We start from the raw sequence: 19,723 nt of genomic DNA on the forward strand, positions 1-19,723 counted from the left end.
CCAAAAGGCGCATAAACCTAAAACACTAAATTGGCTTCTCATAATATCCACATTGGCATGAATGAATCAAGAGTTTTAGAAATCTTGAATTCAAATACTATCGACTACTATCATTTTGATAAGTAAACCATAGAAATAAGGGAAGGGATCGACATAAGAATTTCATTCAAACAAGAAAAGTCTATTTAATGGATACGTATTTATACACTTAATAAGGGTTAATAATCAAGAGATCTTTATTAATCATTAAATTGCATGAATGAAGATATACAAGTCGCTTACTATCGGAGAATTTCACACAAACCATTGCGAAGATTTTTTAATTGAAGAACCAATAACCACAAGCCAAAAAATAATCGCGGTAATGGATGGCTGCACTATGGGAAATGAATCGGTATTCGCTTCGATTTTATTTGGAAAAATTCTTCGAAATATTGCCAAAAAATTGTTTTATGAAGACTTCATGCAGCCAAGTTCAGATTCATTAGAACTTCAATTAAAAACTATCTTAAGAAACCTGATCAATGAAGTCAAAAAAACAAAAAACCTTCTAGGCCTTGAAACCAACGAATTGCTATCCACATTAATTATCGGAATCTTAGATACAGACAGCTTTAAAGCGGAAATCCTAACCATAGGCGATGGCCTGATTTGCGTAGATGGAAAACTCACCGAATACGAACAAGATGACAAACCCGACTACCTAGCATACCATTTATCGGAAAACTTCGAAGAATGGTACAGCAATCAAAATCAAAGATTATCAATCAACAAATTTGATGACTTATCCATAAGCACTGACGGAATATTCACTTTCAAAAATCTTCTGAATAAATCATATCAAAAGTCACATGAGGAAATTATCGATTACTTGCTAATCGATCAGTCTGGCAGCAATAACCATACGTTTTTAGATCAGAAGATTCAGATGTTAAAAGACCAATGGAATCATGTGGTTACTGATGATTTGGCGATTATTAGAATTCGAAAGAGCTCCTAATTTCATTTTATGTATTTTGTAAACAACATACCATCCCCTCCAACTCATCGGTAATTCTCAAAGAATGAAACTGACAATCAACTTGAGGTGAATCAAGTTCCCATTGGGTATTTAATTTTGACCATTTGAAGCTGATTTGTTCTAGCGGGTATTTTTTGTCGGTAGCTTTAATGAAGGCTTCTTTGCTGGTGAAGAGTTTGTAAAGCTGAATGATTCTGTCTTTTTCGTAGCTTATTGATTTGAGGGATTTTAACTCTTGTGGACTCAAAAAGTGAATCATTTCATCCATTTCCACAGATCTCAATGTTTCGATATCTACACCGATAGGTTTTGTTGAAATGGCTAGAAGAAAGTAGTCTTTGGTATGTGATAAATTAAAATGACAAATGTGCGGACTGTAAATTTCCGATAGATAGGGTTTGCCATTTTTTGTATATGAAAAAGAAATCGACTTAGCAGAAAGACCCAAAGATTCGGCCAGATTATTCTTCAAGAAGGCTCTCCCTTTAAGAAATTCCTCCTTTTTATCTTTGGAAAGATAGCGTTCATAACGGCTCCTCTCCTCTCCATCCAATAATTCATAGTTTCCCTCGATCTGAGAAGCATGACAATAAATAACCTTAAAGTCTTCGTAAGTAAAACGCTGATTCATAATACAAGAAAGTTCGGCACTATCGCTAATGCCGAACTTTTATTCTCTCTATATAAAATTTCTTAATAATAATGTTTATCACGATTAGTTTTTTATGATTTCCTTAATCATCCTCCTTTGCATGCCCTCCAAAAGGAAATAAGTACCTGACCAAAATTATTTTCATATTTCTAATCTCAGATATATTTGACATAACATCTCCCTAGCCCCCTTGAAGGGGGAATTTGTCATTCTCAGATTTGAATATCATCTCTGAAAATAGGAAATCTATTTTGATCGATTGCTTAAAGGATATAAAAAATCAATCGTGATAACCTCTAGTCAACAGTATAATTATAGTAACTTGAAGCTAATGAAATTCCTTGCATTTCCAAAAACTTCAAACGGTATAAATACGCAGCGCCTTGAAGCATCAATTCACCAACTTCTCCGGCATACCTGTTTTCCCAGCTTTCCAAATGCGAACCTTTCACCCATTCGTTAAACGCTCCCATCGCAGGGCCACACCAGATCTGATAATCAAGCTCACGGCCTTTTACGCCGCCATTTGCCCATGAAGAAGAAAGCCCAAGATACCAACGGAATACCAATGCCATCTTACGCTTTGGATTGTTTTCCGCTCTTGTGATTTGCTCCGGATCTCTCGCTTCGAAAAACGCGATACAACCTTTCCAGATATTCTCAATTGTATCTTGGAATACTGTTTTCTCCAAAATCGCACGATCTTTTTCAGGAATTTCTTCCAAGCTATTGTATGCGATATAGTAATCGTATAATTTCTGAGCCCTTAGTGGAAATAAGGTTCCTTTCTTAAGAACCTGTAACTTCACTCCCATCTCAAACATATCTGAAGCCGGAGCCATCATAATATCAGTCATCCCTGCCTGAGCTAATACTTTACGCACATGGTCAGAACTTCCTGATTCTCTACAAGCCTGATTGACAGAACCTGTAACTACATACGCAGCACCCATCATGAATGTACCCAATGCAGATTCCGGCGTACTTACACCTCCACCAGCTCCGATACGAACAGGCTCAGCATATTGCAATTCTTCTTGTATTTTATTTCTCAAACCGATAACTGTCGGAAGCAAACAAACCAAAGGTCTGTTATCTGTATGTCCTCCCGAATCAGCTTCAACTGTAATGTCATCCGCTACAGGAACAGTCAAAGCTAATTGGGCTTGCTCAGCAGTGATCTTAGCAGAAGCAACCAATTCGTTCAACATCTTCTCAGGAGCAGGTCTCATGAATTTCTCCGCTACTTCAAGACGAGAAACCTTAGCAATGATCTTATTGCCAATATTTACCGAGCCATCAGCATTTCTGCTCAATCCTTTGGCACGATACAATACCACAAATTCTGTCAAATCCATGAATGCCGAAGCTTCAATCACTTTCACTCCTTTGCGAAGGAAGATTTCTGTTGCTTCTCTTTCCAGAGCTACTTCGTTTGGACTGTGGATCAAGTTGACAGCGTATGGTCCGTTTGGCAATTCGGCTTGGATCTTGTCGATAGCTTCTTCGATCTTAGAAGGAACTAATCCACCAGCTCCGAAAGAACAAAGCATACCTGCTTTACCCATGGCAATCACCAAATCAGCTGAAGCAATACCATTGGCCATTGCTCCACCCATGTAATTGTATTTCAATCCATAGGCTTTTCTGAAATTCTCATCTCCTAATTGCTCAGGAAGATAAGCCGGAAGCTGTGTAATCAATTCTCTCGTCTGAAGATCAGCCGGAGAAGCGTTACCAATGCTGTCAGCAAATGAGATGTTACCTTCTTGATCTCTCAACACAAATGCTGGCTGCGAGATATTTTTCAAAAGGCTTTGCACTTCATTTGCATCCTGTTTGATAGCTGATGAAGCTCCAAACCATTTGCTGGATGATTTCGGTGCAACTGAAGTAATTCCGTTGTTTATATTTTCTATAACTTGCGTCATTTCTTTATCAGGAAAAGGCGCGAAGGTGAGTTCACGCCGATTTTTGAATGTTTTTTAAAGAATATTATGACAAATAAAAACTCAAATAATCTCTATATTATTCCCCCTTTGAAGCAGGACAATGTCATTAAGTAAGTAATTAAGTCCCCCTTCGAAGGGGGTGTAGGGGGATGTCAGCACTTCTCAAGTAGCTATAAAGCCCGTCTACAAGGTAGAAAATTCAGTTTACAGCTGACTTTTCATCTTAACTTAATAACATTGTGAAGGTAGGCAAGGGGGATGTAATTCGTCACGATGAACATCCCTCTAACTCCCTTCAAAGGGAGATTTTTTTATTTGCATAAATTTCAATCACTATCCGATCACTAAAGCCAGATCAGTGATTTCGTAAATTCTAAGCTCACCTTTCCAAAGGTTACAGTCAGCTACGATATTTACTTTTCCATTGACATTTTCAATTGACTTGATATGTACTTCAAGATTCATCATCGGATCATCTTGCAAGATTTGTCCTCTGTACTTCCATACCGTCTTATGATTTTCTCCAGCTTGTAGAAAAGCTACATTAGCCATACCATCAGCCAATCCTTGTTGCAAAGCAAATACCTGCATCGCTTGGTGAATCGCTTCTACACCAAGAGAACCTGGCATTACTGGATCTTGGTAGAAGTGACAAGTAAAGAACCAGTCTTTAGGCAAGATCGCTCTTGAAGCGTGGATATATCCTTTTCCGTATTTACCACCGTCTTTTACGATTGTCGCTTTGTCCAACAGATTCAACTGATCGCCAGCAAGGTGTAAGTTTGGAGACTGAGCATTTACAGATTTGTAAAGCTTCATTTTTCCAAATAGAGAATCTAAATTGAATGACAAGCTATCTTGAGGGTTTTCAGCAATCCAGCTTGGCTTAGATTGTCCTTGGTCAAGACCTGCCTGACTCGAAAGATCCGCTTTAGAGAAGAATCCAAAAGATGATTTACCTTTGTAGAACATTTCTCCATCTACGAATAATTCGTAAGAATAACGCTGAACAACAGTTCCTCCAAGATTGGTATGAGAGTCAAGACAAGCTTTATTCGTAATAACTTTTCCTCTCAAATCAACACGCTTGATCATCTCTCCATCACCGTCAAGATTTCTAAAGTAAAGATCTTTATCAGGGAATGACAATGTGCTTCCAAGATAAGCTCCTAAGAATCCGCATGGTTGTAAAGCAATTTCCATCAATACAGAATAAGGCATTTCCGCATTAGCATTTTGCTTATAATACCAAGCATCAGCCGGCACGTCATATTCTGAAGTAATAACTGGCTTGTTATCAAATTTATGTCTTTCTCCTGTGATCGAAAGCACACGAGAGATTAATTGCAAATCTGTATTTGGCTGTCTTGACAATGTTCTACCATCATATACTTTGTACTCGTCTCCAAAGCAATCTGAAACTGGACCAAGAGCGAATTCAGTAATCTGGCTTTCATTTAACAAAACAGGATAATCAACCGGCTTCACATAGATACCGTTGACCATATTCTTTTGCTTCTTGATATAAGTTTCGTTTCCTTTTTCTTGAAGCTTCAATCCTAAGTTTTCAAAATGAACAGCTACATATCCATCATAAATTATCTCCAAATCAGCCACCACATAAGGCTCAGGAGTTAATCCGATATCTTTCACGTCCATTCTGTAGATCAATTTACCTTCTTTGGCAGGAACTTCCTTACGGCATCTTACTTTTTGAGGCAAATCAAGAACTGGCTGATAACGCGCATCTTTGGTGATACGTTGCATACCTAATAACAACATGAAGAAACGCAATAACTGTCCTCCACCTTCTGCTTGAAGAGAACCTGCCAATACTTCATCATCACGGAAGTGACAAGGGAAATACCAGTCTTTTGGCATTAGGTCTTTTTCCGCTTCTATAAACCCGATACCTGAAGAACCACCAGTTAAATCAACTTTTGATATTCTATCCAACATCAAGATATCTTCAGGTGGTAGACGCAATGAGTCGTTTTTACCCATTGGGTCGTAATTCTCATTGAAACAAGAAACGAAATCACCTTTAGTCAATGCCACAAGTTCTTCTTTAGTAAATGAGGTCTTGTCGCAATTCAAAAGTGGTGTGAAATACTTTCTTGGACGATTATTTCTTTCTTCGATTTCTGATTGCTTATATACAATTCCTTGCCCTTCTGCCAATTCAGCATCGTTGAAGAAACCTGCGCAACCATTATCCATCTTCAAGACCATTCTGTCCCCTACGAAACACTCATAGCTGAAGAAGAAAAGTAAGTTCTTACCGTTTCTGATATAATTGTTGATCTTGATATCATATCTCAATGTCTGTCCTTCAAATGGAAGATCATCCAAGAATGTCAATGTACAATCCAACAAACGGTAAACGTAGTCCCCTTTATTCTCAAAATCAATTCCTAAATAACTGATCAATAACAAGTCACACTGACCTGACTCTACCGCTACAGCCCAAGGAATCTGTCCGTCAGTGGCAAACCAAGAGTTGTAAGGAATATCGTATTCTGTAGTAATCGTAGAAGGCTTGAACTCTCCAGTTTTGGCATTCAATTCTGTTACTCTGCTCACAAGCAAGTATGGAGGCATTGGCAACATTACTCTTCTCGAATAAGTATCGATCACGGCGAAATCATCGCCAAATACGTCGCTGATCTTGCCAGAGGCAAATGTCAACAAGTCTTCTTCATTCCAGATGACTTTTTTGTCTTTCAAATAATCCGGATGATTATAATCCTGCAAAGGCAAACCATTCTCAGCCACCTTGCTTTCTACCTTGTTGTCAATCATATCGTTTGAAAAATTATCAGTGTTTTGTATCTCTTTTATTGGTTCGCTTACAGCAATACTGTTTGGCTCTGCTCCTGCCATTTCCAATACCGGCTCTTGAACTTCTTGAGCTACCAAAGCTGGTTTTTCAGCTTCTGTAAATGCGAATTTCTTTTTATTTTCTTCTGTAAATGCACTTTGGTAAGGCTTACCTCCTGTACGTAGTGTTATTTTGAGCTGTTTTTTCTTTCTGCTGTCTTTTTCTTCCTGCGACTCATAATAGGCACTGATGTCAGCATCCATGCCATGAGCTAATAACATCGCAGTCGTAGCACAAAGATTTCTCAATACTCCCGCTCCTTTTCTGTCTGTCGGAATCACAACATGCTCGTCTTTTGGCAAAATGTCATTGACCCAACGGCAAAGCGTCGCATTTGCTCCAGCTTCCATGAACAATGTATGTCCATCCGCATGAATTTGTCTCACTAACTTCGGCAAGTTCACCTCCTGACAGCAAACTTCCTTAGCATTTTCAGCCAAGATCTTGCTGTCTAGTTCCAAAGGTTGAGCTGTCACGCCAGAATAATATTTCAGATCAGGCTTCGATTCGATCGGAAGATCATGCATTACTATTAATTCGTCCGTAATCTTACGCACAAACTCGTGATGCACCACATTATTGTTTCTAATCTCCATCGCCTGAATACCATGTGCTTCAAGCACTCTGTCAAGATCTCTTCTGTCTCCCGAAAGAACAATCTCAGTATCCAGATTGATGAATGATAAGAATATACGCTCTTCTTTTCCTTCGATTTCAGCTCTGTACCACTCTTCCAAAGTAGCATAACCTGCAATTCCTTTAGGAATATTTATCAGCTTACTCGTCCAAAGTTCTCTGGCTTCCTTAGGTTTTACTCCCCAATGTTCAGCCAATAATGTCAATCTTCCTCCTACTTTCTCTTGGAAAACTGGAGAATGGATAAATTTCTCATCAATGTAATGCGCATCCCAGATATTCTGACAGTAAAGCATCGAGCTTGTCTCTCCCATACTGTAACCAAAGGCTGCGTCACCTTTTACATTCATTTTATTTTGGAAAACTTCCGTTAGCATAGCCGAGTACGAACATCCTGCCGCCATCATTGGCAATGCCATCGAACGCAATCTTCTAGCCTGTTGCTTTTTCTGATCTTCGTCTAAAGTGACTAAAGTTCTTGGATATAGCTCAGCTCCGAAAATCGCCGTCGAAAGATGGTTTACTCTTCCCTTCAAGAAATCATATAGGTGAGGAAATGCCTGGAATAATGCAGAACCTAAATACGGATATGCGCTTCCCGCTCCCGGATACATCCATGCCAGTTTACCATCTTTTCCTAATGGCTTTGGAGTGTAATAACTTCCGCCCGGAGTTTGTAATGGTTTGTTTCCTTTGACAGCAAACTGAATTCCTTTTTTGAAGAATGCAATTTCTTTTTTGAGCTCAGTCGAATCTTTAGCTACAATAACCAAGATTTCTCCTTTGGCTATCGCATTTACAAAATCCTCACAAGCCTTATCAGCAATCGTTCTGAAATCATTATCTTCAATTTCAGATTCTATTCTTGCCAATTCATTTTGCAAGCCATCAACAGAATCTGCAAATAAAGGAAGAAGTCTTTCTCCGCCTTTTCTCAGGTATGCTCCTTTTTCATTTTCCTTAGGATGATCAGCTTCCGACATCAATACGTGGGCAAAAGACCCATCAGAAGCAATACCATTCACACCAGCTCTCAAAGTATCCTGCATAAATTCAGGAAGCCAAGGTGTAGATGTTCCCTGCACATAAAATGCAGAATCTTCCAGTTTATCCGCTTGCTTTGGCGCTTGCCATTGTGGCACTCCCGGGATAAATCTATGATAAAGCGATAATGAAGTCTTGATCAATGACAGAATTCCCGATGCCGCAAAAGTATGTCCCAAATGGGCTTTTGCACTTCCCAATGCACACGTTGGATACGTAGGCATACCAGGGAATATCGGTTCTGCTTTTTTGAATAATGAAGAAAGTCCTTCGATCTCTGCTTGATCTTCAGAAGCAACTCCACTACCCGAAACTTCCAACAAACCTATATCTGTTGGTCTTATATTTTTATTAGAATAAAGATCTTTTACTGTATCATGAATCGACTGAGCATCTGCTTGTCCTCTCAAGTCCGTAACTGGCGATTGAGTAATCGCAATACCGTCGATCTTAGCATAGACTCTGTCTTCGTCGGCATCTTCCGCTCTCTTCAAGACAATAGCTCCAGCTCCTTCACCTATCGTCCAACCATCTGATCCTTTGTTCCAGCTCAAAGAATTTGCTCCTTTGTTCAATGGGTTAAGCATATGACGACTAAGCACGCTTTCCATGCTTCCTGTCAAGTCAACAGCACCAAGAACCACAGCGTCCACTTCTTTCATTGCCAATAAATTACGGGCAACTTCCAAAGCTTTATAAACTGCATTTTCATTGGATGAGACAGTGAATGACGGACCAGTAAAATCACAAAGCGCTGAAATACGGCTGGAAATAATATTTCCGATAAAACCTGTATGCTCACTTGGCGAATGGTCTTCATAAGCCGGGAAGATCGCATCTTTCAAGACATCTGTCAGAGCACTTTCTTTGGCTTGATCAATGTTGAATCCAGCCTTTTCCAATGCTTCATTTACCTGCCAACAAAGATCCCAACGTCCCATACGATGATGAATCTCAAGTTCTGATTCCATCGCCGTGATTACTGCCACATTCGATGCTTTTCCTTCCCAAGAAGTAAGATTCGCATCTTTCATCGCTTTGTCTGCGACTTTCAGCATGATAGTCTGCTGAAGCGTCAATCTTTCGGCTTCTTTTGGCTGAATCTTGAATCTTAACAAATCCAAGTCATATTCTTCAAGCCAAGCACCTTGTACTTCTTCCCCATCTTTCAAGCCTAATTGCTTTCTGACAGTTTGAAGTTTTTCCATTCCTTTCCATCTGCGCTCTGGCAGTGGTCTGAAATGTTGTTCTCCGTTAAATAAAGAAAGGTAGAAATCTTCGAGGCTCTCGCAATTACCAAAATGCATATCCATTCCGACAATAGCCAATTCCTGCTTTTCTACTTCTGTCTTTTCAGGAGCTATATATCTTTCATCTTCATAAGCCGAAAGAACCATGTGGGCATTTGTACCACCAAATCCAAATGCGTTGATACCTGCATGAGGTTTTTCGCCTTTTGATTTCCAAGAAGAATTTTCTCTGATCATCTGATCCGAGCTGATCTTTCCTTGCTCTGACTTCAAAGGAGAATCAATCTTGATCGTCGCCGGAATCATCTGCTTTTGCATCGCCAAGATAACTTTCAGCATGCCGGTCATACCTGCTGCTGTCAGCAAATGTCCCATATTGGACTTGATCGATCCCATATATGGAGCCTTATGATCTCCATTAGCAAAGAAATCTTCTATGCTATTAATTTCTGTATTATCACCAAGCGGAGTTCCTGTAGCATGACACTCCAAATAGTCTATTTGCTCAGGAGTCAAGTCCGTTTGCTCGTATGCTCTTTCAAATGCAAGCTTTTGTCCTTTTGGATTCGGGCTTAACAAGAATTTACCTTTACCATCATTAGACAAACCTACAGCATCGATTACAGCCAAGATATTATCGCCATCTCTTTTCGCATCAGAAAGTCTTTTCAACACCACCATACCAGCGCCTTCTGCAGAAGTCAAACCTCCAGAAGCACTGTCCATAGGCGCGGACTTTTCATTCATGCGAGCATAAGCATGGAAATAAGAGAATCCCATATGAATAAACAATGGATCAGAACCACTTACAGCTCCGGCAAGCATCATATCAGCACGACCTGTATGCAATTCATCGCATGCTAATTTTACAGCATACAAACTTGAAGCGCATGCTGCATCCAAAGAATAATTCATTCCTTTCATACCCACTGCTTGAGCGATCAAAGCCGCCGGCGCATTGGTAATCAAAGTATCGTTGATATCTGCTGGGTATTCTGTCTTATGAGCATTGATCGCAAGTTTGTCTCCTGTTAGCTCGCTTACCATTTCTTCTGCCATTTCAGCATATACAGAAGAAAGGATTTGTCTTGAGTACCTCGTAGGAAAAGACAGATTCCCTAAGATAACGCCTGATTTCTCCAGCGTATCTTTTTTCCAATATCCGGAATGCTTCAACGCTTCCTTGGCAACATGAAGCGACCATTTGAACTGATCGTCTTGCTTAGCCAGCAAATTGGAAGGCAAAAGGTAATCTTCAGCATCAAATTGGAAATTCCTGACATAACCGCCACGCAACGCATAGCATTTGTCAAGCTTTCCTTTTTCAGTATGGTAAAATCCTTCAGGAGACGTACCAAACGTACCTTCATCAGACTTAGTTACCAAATCTTTATTATCAAGGAGATTTTGCCAGAAGCCATCCAAGGTTTCAGAACCTGGAAAAAGGCCTCCCATGCCAATCACCGCTATTTTTTCTTTCTTGTTCTCCATATATCTGTAAAGAATAAAGTCTTCGAATAAATGCAGAGAGAACTCAAGCCCTCCCTGCTATCTTCAATACTGAACTTTTGATTTACCAAATTAACTCCACTTCAAGTCACGGCTTACTGTAACACCAGCTCTGTGACTTCTTAAGTATTCTTTACCTGTCTCTGCATCGAATGCTACGATATCTGCTTCCATTGCAAAATCATCAGCCTTCAACACATCAATTCTTACATAAAATGGTTTTCCGAATGGAAGCGCTTCATATACTTGCACCCACTCTGTTCTTAATGGCAAGCTTGCGCATCCTTGGAATCTTCTTACCCATACCAGAAGACCTTGGTACATGATATCCGTCAAGAATGAGTTGACAGCCTTTACAGGAAATTGTCCTTGTCTCTCTTCTTCTACACCGTCATGCTCGCACAAGAATGTCGTTCCGCTTTCATCCAGAGTTATCACTTGCTTGATTCCTCTGAAGTCTGTTCCGTGAAAAAGCGTTCCATCTTCGTATACCGAAGAAGCATCAGCCACTACAGGCACGATATCTTTAGATGGGATTTGATGAACTGGTCTTTCAGCTGGTTTGCTTCTCAATGTTACTGTTGATCCATAATGATTCAATGGTAATTTAGCTCCAGCGGAAGATACCATAACGCTAACTGTTATTTCCTCTTCGCTCTTTTCTAGTTCCTTAACCGTAACAGTATATTGGTCTTTTTCCGATCCGTCAAATACAATTCCTTTATACAGCTTAGCATTTTCAAGCTTATGAAGATTAAATCCCGGATATAAATCTTCAGCAGTTTGAGCCATCCAGTTAGAAGCATTGATAATCGGAAGAACTGCATTTCCTTGAATCACATGGTGCGAAAGAAATGGATTAGCTTCTTCAGATAATTTTCTAGTTACTTCGTAAGTATTTAACTCTCCAGTAGTGTCTGCTGACGCCATTGGCAAAGTTCCGCCCAAGATCACTTGCGGCTGATCAAAAAATAGAGTACTCAATTGATCCGTCATCGCAACAGGACCTTCTTCCATAGGAACTAATGAAACGCCATGCTCGTCAAAGATTTTCTTAAGACCATCGCTTACCATTCCGCCGTCCCAAGCGCCCCAGTTTACTGAAACTACATGAACATCAGGATGATTTTTCTTAAATAAATGAGCTGTTTTGCTTAGAATTTCATTTGCAATAGCATAATCAGTCTGGCCAACATTTCCATAAAAACCTGCCACAGAAGAGAAGAATACCACATGCTTGATATCATGAATATTTACAGCTGAAGTAACTGCCAACAGGCCTTTGATCTTCACATCAAATACCGCATCAAAATCAGCTTCCGTTTTATTCTCAATCAATTTATCAGCTAAGACTCCTGCGCCGTGAATGATTCCTGTAACTTTACCAGTAATCGACGTTACTTCATCAATTGCTTTTTTCAAAGCTTCTGGATCTGTGGCATCTGCTGATTTGTAATATGCTTCAGCTCCAACAGATTTGATATAGGCAAGATTTTCCTGAATCTCTCTTTGAGCTAAAACTCTTCCTACCATTCTTTGAACATCCTTAGGAAGCGGTTTCTTACCTTCAGCAATCAAAGCTTGCATAGCGCTTTTATTAAGAGCTGTTTTATCGTCAATTCCTTGTGCCCAAGTTGGCTCTGAATCAGCTAATGGAGATCTACCAATCAAGATAAATTTAGACTTAAATGTCTTAGCCATTTGCTTCACACAATCAGCCGTTACGCCTCTTGCTCCACCTGTAACTACAAATACATTTTCAGAAGTGATGGTAGAATCAATTTGACCTTGAACAGGCTCCATTTCTTCAGCTACTAAAGTAAATCTCTTGCCTTCAGCATTGTAAGCAATATCTGTCAGGCAATTATCTGCATCATAAATCTCGTTTACAATTTTAGAAGCTGCAAGTTCAGCATTCATTGTAAATGCGATATCGATACCGCGGCAGAATACGTTTTTCCACTCAAGATTCAGACATTTATTCAATCCGAACAATCCTCCACTAATGAATGAAATATTTCCTGGGTTTTTAACACCCAAAGCACCATCAAGTCTCATTACTGAGATGAAAGATGTTCTTTGCTTTTTAGAATTCTCATTTAATGTCGGCTTTAAGTGCTTTGCCAATAGATATACAGACTTTACTAAAGCTTTTTCCTTGTCAAAGTGGAATCCTAATTTTCCAAGAGGGAAAAGGAATGAAGGCTGTAAATGAATAAAGTTGCTTACAGATCCTGCTTGAGCTACTGCTTCTCCAATATTCTGATCTGAAACTTCTGTTAGAATGATTTCTTTTACACCTTGAGGCAGTGCGGTTTTGTTCTTACGAACTAATGACTCTGGGAAAGTCAAAATGGTTACTTGATGACCTTTTGCAATAAGCTCTTCGCATACTGAAATAGTCAAACCTGAGCCATCATTGGTAACCAAAGCTGTAGATTGTGCATCAACTGGTATGTTCAGCTGGTCCGGCTCAGGAATGAATTTTACTCTTACATCGGAACGAGGCACACGAGGATACTCACCCGCAGTAAACGCTGTAGAGTCTCCTTGTGTGCTTGTTTTTGATGTTTCTACACTAGACTGTTGTGTAGGCTTTTTTTTTTCGGCGTCCGCAGACTCCGTATTTCCACCTGCTTTCGCAGTGATATAATCAGCTATTTGTTCGAGTGTTCTTAACTCTGCAAGCTCAGACGGCTCAACTCCTTGCACTGAAGGGTTAGCATCTGTCATCGCTCCAAAGATCTCAACACGCTTAATCGAATCGATTCCAAGATCAGCTTCCATGTCCATGCTTAACTCTAGCATTTCAGCTGGATAACCTGTTTTCTCGGCGATCACAACCATTAATGAATCTTCGATTTCTTTGCGTGAAACACCGCCTTGCGCTGGAGCAACAGTCTCTTGAACTGGAGCAGCAGCTACTGGAGCTGGAGTTTCAACTGCTGGTGCAGCTTGAGCTGATGCAGCGCCCGCTTTTGAAGCGATATAATCAGCGATTTGCTCCAATGTTCTTAGTTCAGCCAATTCAGAAGGCTCAACTCCTTGCACTGAAGGATTAGCATCTGTCATCGCACCGAAGATCTCAACACGCTTGATTGAGTCGATTCCAAGATCAGCTTCCATGTCCATGCTCAATTCTAGCATTTCTGAAGGATAACCTGTCTTCTCAGCGATTACTACCATTAGTGAATCTTCGATTTCTTTGCGTGAAACACCGCCTTCCGCTGGAGCAACAGTCTCTTGAACTGGAGCAGCAGCTACTGGAGCTGGAGTTTCAACTGCTGGTACAGCTTGAGCAGCAGAGGCTGATGCAGCGCCCGCTTTTGAAGCGATATAATCAGCGATTTGTTCGAGTGTTCTTAGTTCAGCCAACTCAGAAGGCTCAACTCCTTGCACTGAAGGATTAGCATCTGTCATCGCACCGAAGATCTCAACACGCTTGATTGAGTCGATTCCAAGATCAGCTTCCATGTCCATGCTCAATTCTAGCATTTCTGAAGGATAACCTGTTTTCTCAGCAATCACAACCATAAGTGAATCTTCAATTTCCTTGCGTGAAACACCACCTTGAGCTGGCGCAACAGGCTCTTGAACTGGAGCAGCAGCTACTGGAGCTGGAGTTTCAACTACTGGTGCAGCTTGAGCAGCAGGAGATGAGGTAGCGCCCGCTTTTGAAGCGATATAGTCAGCGATTTGCTCCAATGTTCTTAGTTCAGCCAACTCAGAAGGCTCAACTCCTTGCACTGAAGGATTAGCATCTGTCATCGCACCGAAGATCTCAACACGCTTGATTGAGTCGATTCCAAGATCAGCTTCCATGTCCATGCTCAATTCTAGCATTTCTGAAGGATAACCTGTTTTCTCAGCAATCACGACCATTAGTGAATCTTCGATTTCTTTGCGTGAAACACCGCCTTGCGCTGGAGCAACAGTTTCTTGAACTGGAGCAGCAGCTACTGGAGCAGCAGCTACTGGAGCTGGAGTTTCAACTGCTGGTGCAGCTTGAGCAGCAGGAGCTGATGTAGCGCCCGCTTTTGAAGCGATATAGTCAGCGATTTGCTCCAATGTTCTTAGTTCAGCCAATTCAGAAGGCTCAACTCCTTGCACTGAAGGATTAGCATCTGTCATCGCGCCGAAAATTTCAACACGCTTGATTGAATCGATTCCAAGGTCAGCTTCCATGTCCATGCTCATTTCAAGCATTTCCGAAGGATAACCTGTTTTTTCAGCAATCACTACCATAAGAGAATCTTCAATCTCTTTGCGTGAAACACCACCTTGAGATGAAGCAGAAGTCTCTTGAACTGGTGCAGCAGCTACTGGAGCTGGAGTTTCAACTGCTGGTGCAGCTTGAGCAGCAGGAGCCGATGTAGCGCCCGCTTTTGAAGCGATATAATCAGCGATTTGCTCCAATGTTCTTAGTTCTGCCAATTCAGAAGGCTCAACTCCTTGCACTGAAGGATTAGCATCTGTCATTGCACCGAAGATTTCAACACGTTTGATTGAATCGATTCCAAGATCAGCTTCCATATCCATGCTCATTTCAAGCATTTCCGAAGGATATCCTGTTTTCTCGGCAATCACAACCATTAGTGAATCTTCAATCTCTTTGCGTGAGACACCACCTTGAGATGGAGCAACAGGCTCTTGAACTGGTGCAGCAGCTACTGGAGCTTTCACCTCTACAACAGTGTCAACAGGCTCTAGAGTTGGGGTTTCCACAACAGGTTGAGTGTTGTTCACTTCAGCTTGACCCAATTGAGCCGCAGGTTGTTGAGCCGCTTGCAATTGATTCTCCGTTTGCATGCTGAACAATGCTTTAAGCATTTGCTCGATTCTTCCCTGCTGATCTGTCAAACGTTGAATATCAGCCTGAATCTGATTTAACAATTCTTTCTCTGCCATGGCTTCTTCTAACTCTTTATTCTTCTTATTTAGAATTTTTTCTTGAAATACTGTTGCGACATCCTGAGTTTCAACAACTACTGTTTCAATTTCCTCAGCCAATGTCTTAGGCTCTTCAGCGCTATTAGAAGCTGATACTTCTTCCGCCAATAAAGCTTCATATTTTTTACGGTAACCATCAGACACGTAATTGGCTCCGTTTAATGTCACACTGATCTTCGCTTTAGGCTTTTTCTCAACCTTATCCAAAGCGAATTTATCAAAACCTTGAACCTGTATACCCAATACTGAAAGCTGAATTACAGCCTCAACAAATTGCTGGTAATCATCTTTCTTAGGATTAGCGTTCAAAGCAATCGCATGATATGGCTTTTCTCCTAAAATATCTTTTACGAGGTTGGTCAAAATATTTTTCGGCCCAAACTCAACAAATACTCGACCTCCGGCATTATAGATATTCTCAACTTGATCTTTGAACAAAACTGAGTTCAACATGTGGTCGGTAAGAATCTGCTTGTATTTTTCCGGTTGATTTGGATAAGCGGCTCCTGAAGTGTTTGAATAAACGACTTTTGAACTGGTCTTGAAGTTCGCATTAGCAATAGCTTGAGCAAATGGCTTTTGCGCATGCTCAACATATGGCGTATGGAAAGCCGCTGAAACTGGAAGCAATGTAGCCAAATAACCTTTAGCTTTCAATTCATCCTTCAATCTTTGCAGACTAGCTGTAGAACCTCCAAGTATCGTTTGATTATCAGAGTTAACATTGGCGATCTTCACATCTGAATAAACCGCTATTTCTGTTTTCAATGCCGTAGCAGGAGCTTTAACTGCCAACATGCTGCTGTCTTCGCCATCATTTGGAGCTCCCATCGCAGCTCCTCTAGCCTTGGACAATGAATGGAATGTTGTCTCATCGATAACTCCCGAAGCCCAAAGCGCCGTCAATTCACCATAACTATGTCCTGCGTAAAAGTCAGCCTCAAAACCTGCTCCTTTAAGCAATTTGAACATTCCCGCACTCAAAGCGCCAATCGCCGGCTGAGCATTTTGCGTTCTTGTCAACACAGCTTGTTGATTTTTTCTTTCTTCATCAGAAAATACAGGAATTGGATAAACTGTATCAGTCAACAAGCTTTCTCCCGCATTCTCAAACAAATTATTAGAATCCGCGAAAGCATTTCTTACTGTCGGGAATGAGTTTGCCAAACTTCTTCCCATATTCACATACTGGGAACCTTGGCCGGCAAATAGAGCTACAACTTTTTCAGAATTTGAAACAGCTGAACTTCTATAATAGACTCCCATCAACGGGTGATTCCATTCTACCTCTGCTTGCTTCTCGACTAACATCTTACGAGCTACTTGCAACTTATTCACTGCTTCTGTCGTCGAAGATGCTACAAAACCTAATCTAGCATTGTGAGACGGTATATTAACTGTTTTCGACGCTATCGCAAGCTCTTTCAAATTGATGCTGGCATCATCTGAATTCAATGCTTCAAGCTTAGCGTCAACTTCAGTTATTAAATCCGCTGGAGTAGCGGCATTCAATAATATCAAATTGTGAAAATTCTCAACGCGATATGCTTTTTGCTGTTCAGCAGTATATTCTTCCATTGCGAAGTGAAGGTTGACACCTCCAAAACCAAAAGCACTTATCCCTGCTCTTCTCGGTGTTTGAGAAGACTTTCGAAACCAAGGACGAGTTTCCGTATTTACATAAAGCGGAGAATTATTTATATCTAATTTTTCATTAGGCTGGGTAACATTGATAGTTCCCGGAAGAACTTTTTGATGAAGCGCCATTGCCGCTTTGATCATACCCGCGACACCTGCCGCAGCTTTAGTATGACCTACCTGCGACTTAACACTACCCAAGGCAATGTGATTCTTACGCTCGTCATTCGCACCGAAAACCATTTTCATCGATTCTCCTTCCGCAGCGTCACCAGCATTAGTACCTGTACCATGCGCTTCGATCAAACCTACAGAAGATGCGTCAAATCCAGCTTCCTCATAAGCCCTGTTCATAGCCAATGCTTGGCCTGAAGGCCTTGGAGCATAAATACTCTTGAATTTACCATCCGAAGAGCCTCCTATTCCTTTGATAACCGAGTAGATTCTGTCTCCATCCCTAACCGCATCGTCAAGTCTTTTCAACACAACCATACCAACACCTTCGCCGATTAGCATACCATCACCTTCATGATCAAAAGGACGAATGCTGCCTTGCTTAGAAAATGCCGGCGTCTTGCTAAAACTCATATACATGAAAGGAGAATTGTCTGTATCAACCCCTCCTGTAACCATCATATCGCAACGGCCTTCGATCAACTCCGATACTGCCATCTTAATCGCGCTTAATGAAGCTGCGCATGCGGCATCAACTACAGAGTTTATTCCTCCAAGATCAAATCTATTTGCAACACGGCCTGCGATCACATTACCAAGCATGCCTGGGAATGAATTCTCAGTCCACGGTATATAAGCCGCTTTTATCTTTTCTACAATCTGCACAATCTCCTCTTCAGGCAAATTATGCTTTTCGAGCGCTTTTCTCCAAACAGGCTCTTGAAGTCTCGCTGTGAGCGGAGTGATCAATTTCTGTCCTCCACCAACTCCTAGGATACAACCTGTGTTTTTTCTAACATCCGCATTCAATGCTTCGGAACCTGGAGCATATCCAGCATCTGTCAAAGCGTCTCTAGCGACAAGCAAGCTCAACAGTTGGGAAGCGTCTGTCACCTCCAGCAAATTAGGAGGAAGTCCAAACTCCATTGGATTGAAATCAATATCCGGAATGAAGCCACCTACCTTGCAATAAGTTTTATCGGCTTTCATCGGATCCGGATCATATAGATCCTCAATTTTCCATCTGTCTCCAGGAACTTCTTTTACACAGTCAATACCTTGTAAAATGTTTTCCCAATACTGCTCCAAGTTCGCTGAATCCGCGAACAAAGATGCCATCCCTACAATCGCGACAGGAGTTTCCTGTAGCATTTTATCTATTTTTGCCATAAAAAAATGATCTATGGATTAATTACATACCAGCCAAGTTTCCATATAAACTTGCACAATGAGTATGACAAGTCAAGAATTGATATGTGACAGATTCAGATTTTTTTTCTCGTTTTTTTTGAAAAAAAAATATTTCACATGAATTATATACTTATAAATATTACTATTCATAGCTTTTTAAAATTATATTCATTTCTCATCAATCCCTGATTCCCCTCGAACACACCAAAGTTCAAGACCGTTGTTATATTTGACTTAACTCTAATCAATAAATCTAAATGGACTTTAACAGCTTTTTTCAAACCCATGGCAAATTAGAACAATTCGAAGCCAATCACCCAATCCTAAGGCCTCCTGAAGTTTGCCGAAAAGTCTATTTAATCAAAAGCGGATCCGTTAGAGGTTTTTATTACGACAATAAAGGCAATGATATCAGCACATGGTTTTCTTTCGAAAACGACATGATAACACTTATGCAGAGTTTCATGAAACAAACACCGTCACACTATGGCTTGGAGACTATGGAACCGGTTGTCAGCCTTTCCATAAGCAGAGAACAAGCATTCAATTTCTTCTACCAAGACATTGAAACAGCTAAAGCTTTCCATGCCTTTACCTTTGATATCATGTCTCAAATTATCGAACGACTAAGCGACATGCAAATGCTAACAGCCAAAGAACGTTACGAGAAACTCATAGCATCACAACCAAAAATCTTCGCGAAAGCAAGCTTAGGAGACATAGCAAGTTATTTGGGTGTCACACAGCAAAGCTTAAGCAGAATCAGATCACAAAAACACTAAGCTCGTCGTTTTTAACATTTGGTAAAATTTTGACGAAACGGAT

General features: G+C 40.7%; 6 protein-coding genes. 2 read left to right on the plus strand and 4 right to left on the minus strand.

The genetic code is table 11. The annotated features are described in order from the left end of the window. Positions 1-259: 259 nt before the first annotated feature. Positions 260-1,000, plus strand: a complete 741-nt coding sequence (locus AABK36_RS12115; protein ID WP_309938707.1) for a protein phosphatase 2C domain-containing protein — start codon at positions 260-262, stop codon at positions 998-1,000. A 7-nt stretch (positions 1,001-1,007) separates the two neighbouring features. On the opposite strand, the gene AABK36_RS12120 is transcribed toward AABK36_RS12115, so the two are convergent. From AABK36_RS12120 to AABK36_RS12135, 4 genes are all read right to left on the minus strand, one after another. Next, on the minus strand, positions 1,008-1,652 hold the full coding sequence (locus AABK36_RS12120; protein WP_309938706.1) for a 4'-phosphopantetheinyl transferase family protein: 645 nt from the start codon (positions 1,650-1,652) through the stop codon (positions 1,008-1,010). A gap of 317 nt (positions 1,653-1,969) precedes the next feature. Continuing rightward, positions 1,970-3,604, minus strand: coding sequence for a PfaD family polyunsaturated fatty acid/polyketide biosynthesis protein (locus AABK36_RS12125; protein WP_309938705.1), 1,635 nt, complete (start codon positions 3,602-3,604; stop codon positions 1,970-1,972). Positions 3,605-3,958: 354 nt separating this feature from the next. After that, complete coding sequence (locus tag AABK36_RS12130) at positions 3,959-10,927, minus strand: beta-ketoacyl synthase N-terminal-like domain-containing protein (protein WP_309938704.1); 6,969 nt, start codon at positions 10,925-10,927, stop codon at positions 3,959-3,961. A 90-nt stretch (positions 10,928-11,017) separates the two neighbouring features. After that, positions 11,018-18,877, minus strand: a complete 7,860-nt coding sequence (locus AABK36_RS12135; RefSeq protein ID WP_309938703.1) for an SDR family NAD(P)-dependent oxidoreductase — start codon at positions 18,875-18,877, stop codon at positions 11,018-11,020. A gap of 278 nt (positions 18,878-19,155) precedes the next feature. On the opposite strand from AABK36_RS12135, the gene AABK36_RS12140 reads away from it, so the two are divergent. Beyond that, a complete protein-coding gene (locus tag AABK36_RS12140) occupies positions 19,156-19,680 on the plus strand; it encodes a Crp/Fnr family transcriptional regulator (RefSeq protein WP_309938701.1) in 525 nt (174 codons plus the stop codon). The last annotated feature ends 43 nt before the right edge of the window (positions 19,681-19,723 follow it).

Origin of the sequence: Aureibacter tunicatorum, from assembly GCF_036492635.1 — a bacterium.
In the GTDB taxonomy this organism is placed as follows: domain Bacteria; phylum Bacteroidota; class Bacteroidia; order Cytophagales; family Cyclobacteriaceae; genus Aureibacter; species Aureibacter tunicatorum.

Coding starts and splice junctions, on each gene's coding strand:
- AABK36_RS12115 (WP_309938707.1), top strand. CDS start 260: ATGAAGATATACAAGTCGCTTACTATCGGAGAATTTCACACAAACCAT.
- AABK36_RS12120 (WP_309938706.1), bottom strand. CDS start 1,652: ATGAATCAGCGTTTTACTTACGAAGACTTTAAGGTTATTTATTGTCAT.
- AABK36_RS12125 (WP_309938705.1), bottom strand. CDS start 3,604: ATGACGCAAGTTATAGAAAATATAAACAACGGAATTACTTCAGTTGCA.
- AABK36_RS12130 (WP_309938704.1), bottom strand. CDS start 10,927: ATGGAGAACAAGAAAGAAAAAATAGCGGTGATTGGCATGGGAGGCCTT.
- AABK36_RS12135 (WP_309938703.1), bottom strand. CDS start 18,877: ATGGCAAAAATAGATAAAATGCTACAGGAAACTCCTGTCGCGATTGTA.
- AABK36_RS12140 (WP_309938701.1), top strand. CDS start 19,156: ATGGACTTTAACAGCTTTTTTCAAACCCATGGCAAATTAGAACAATTC.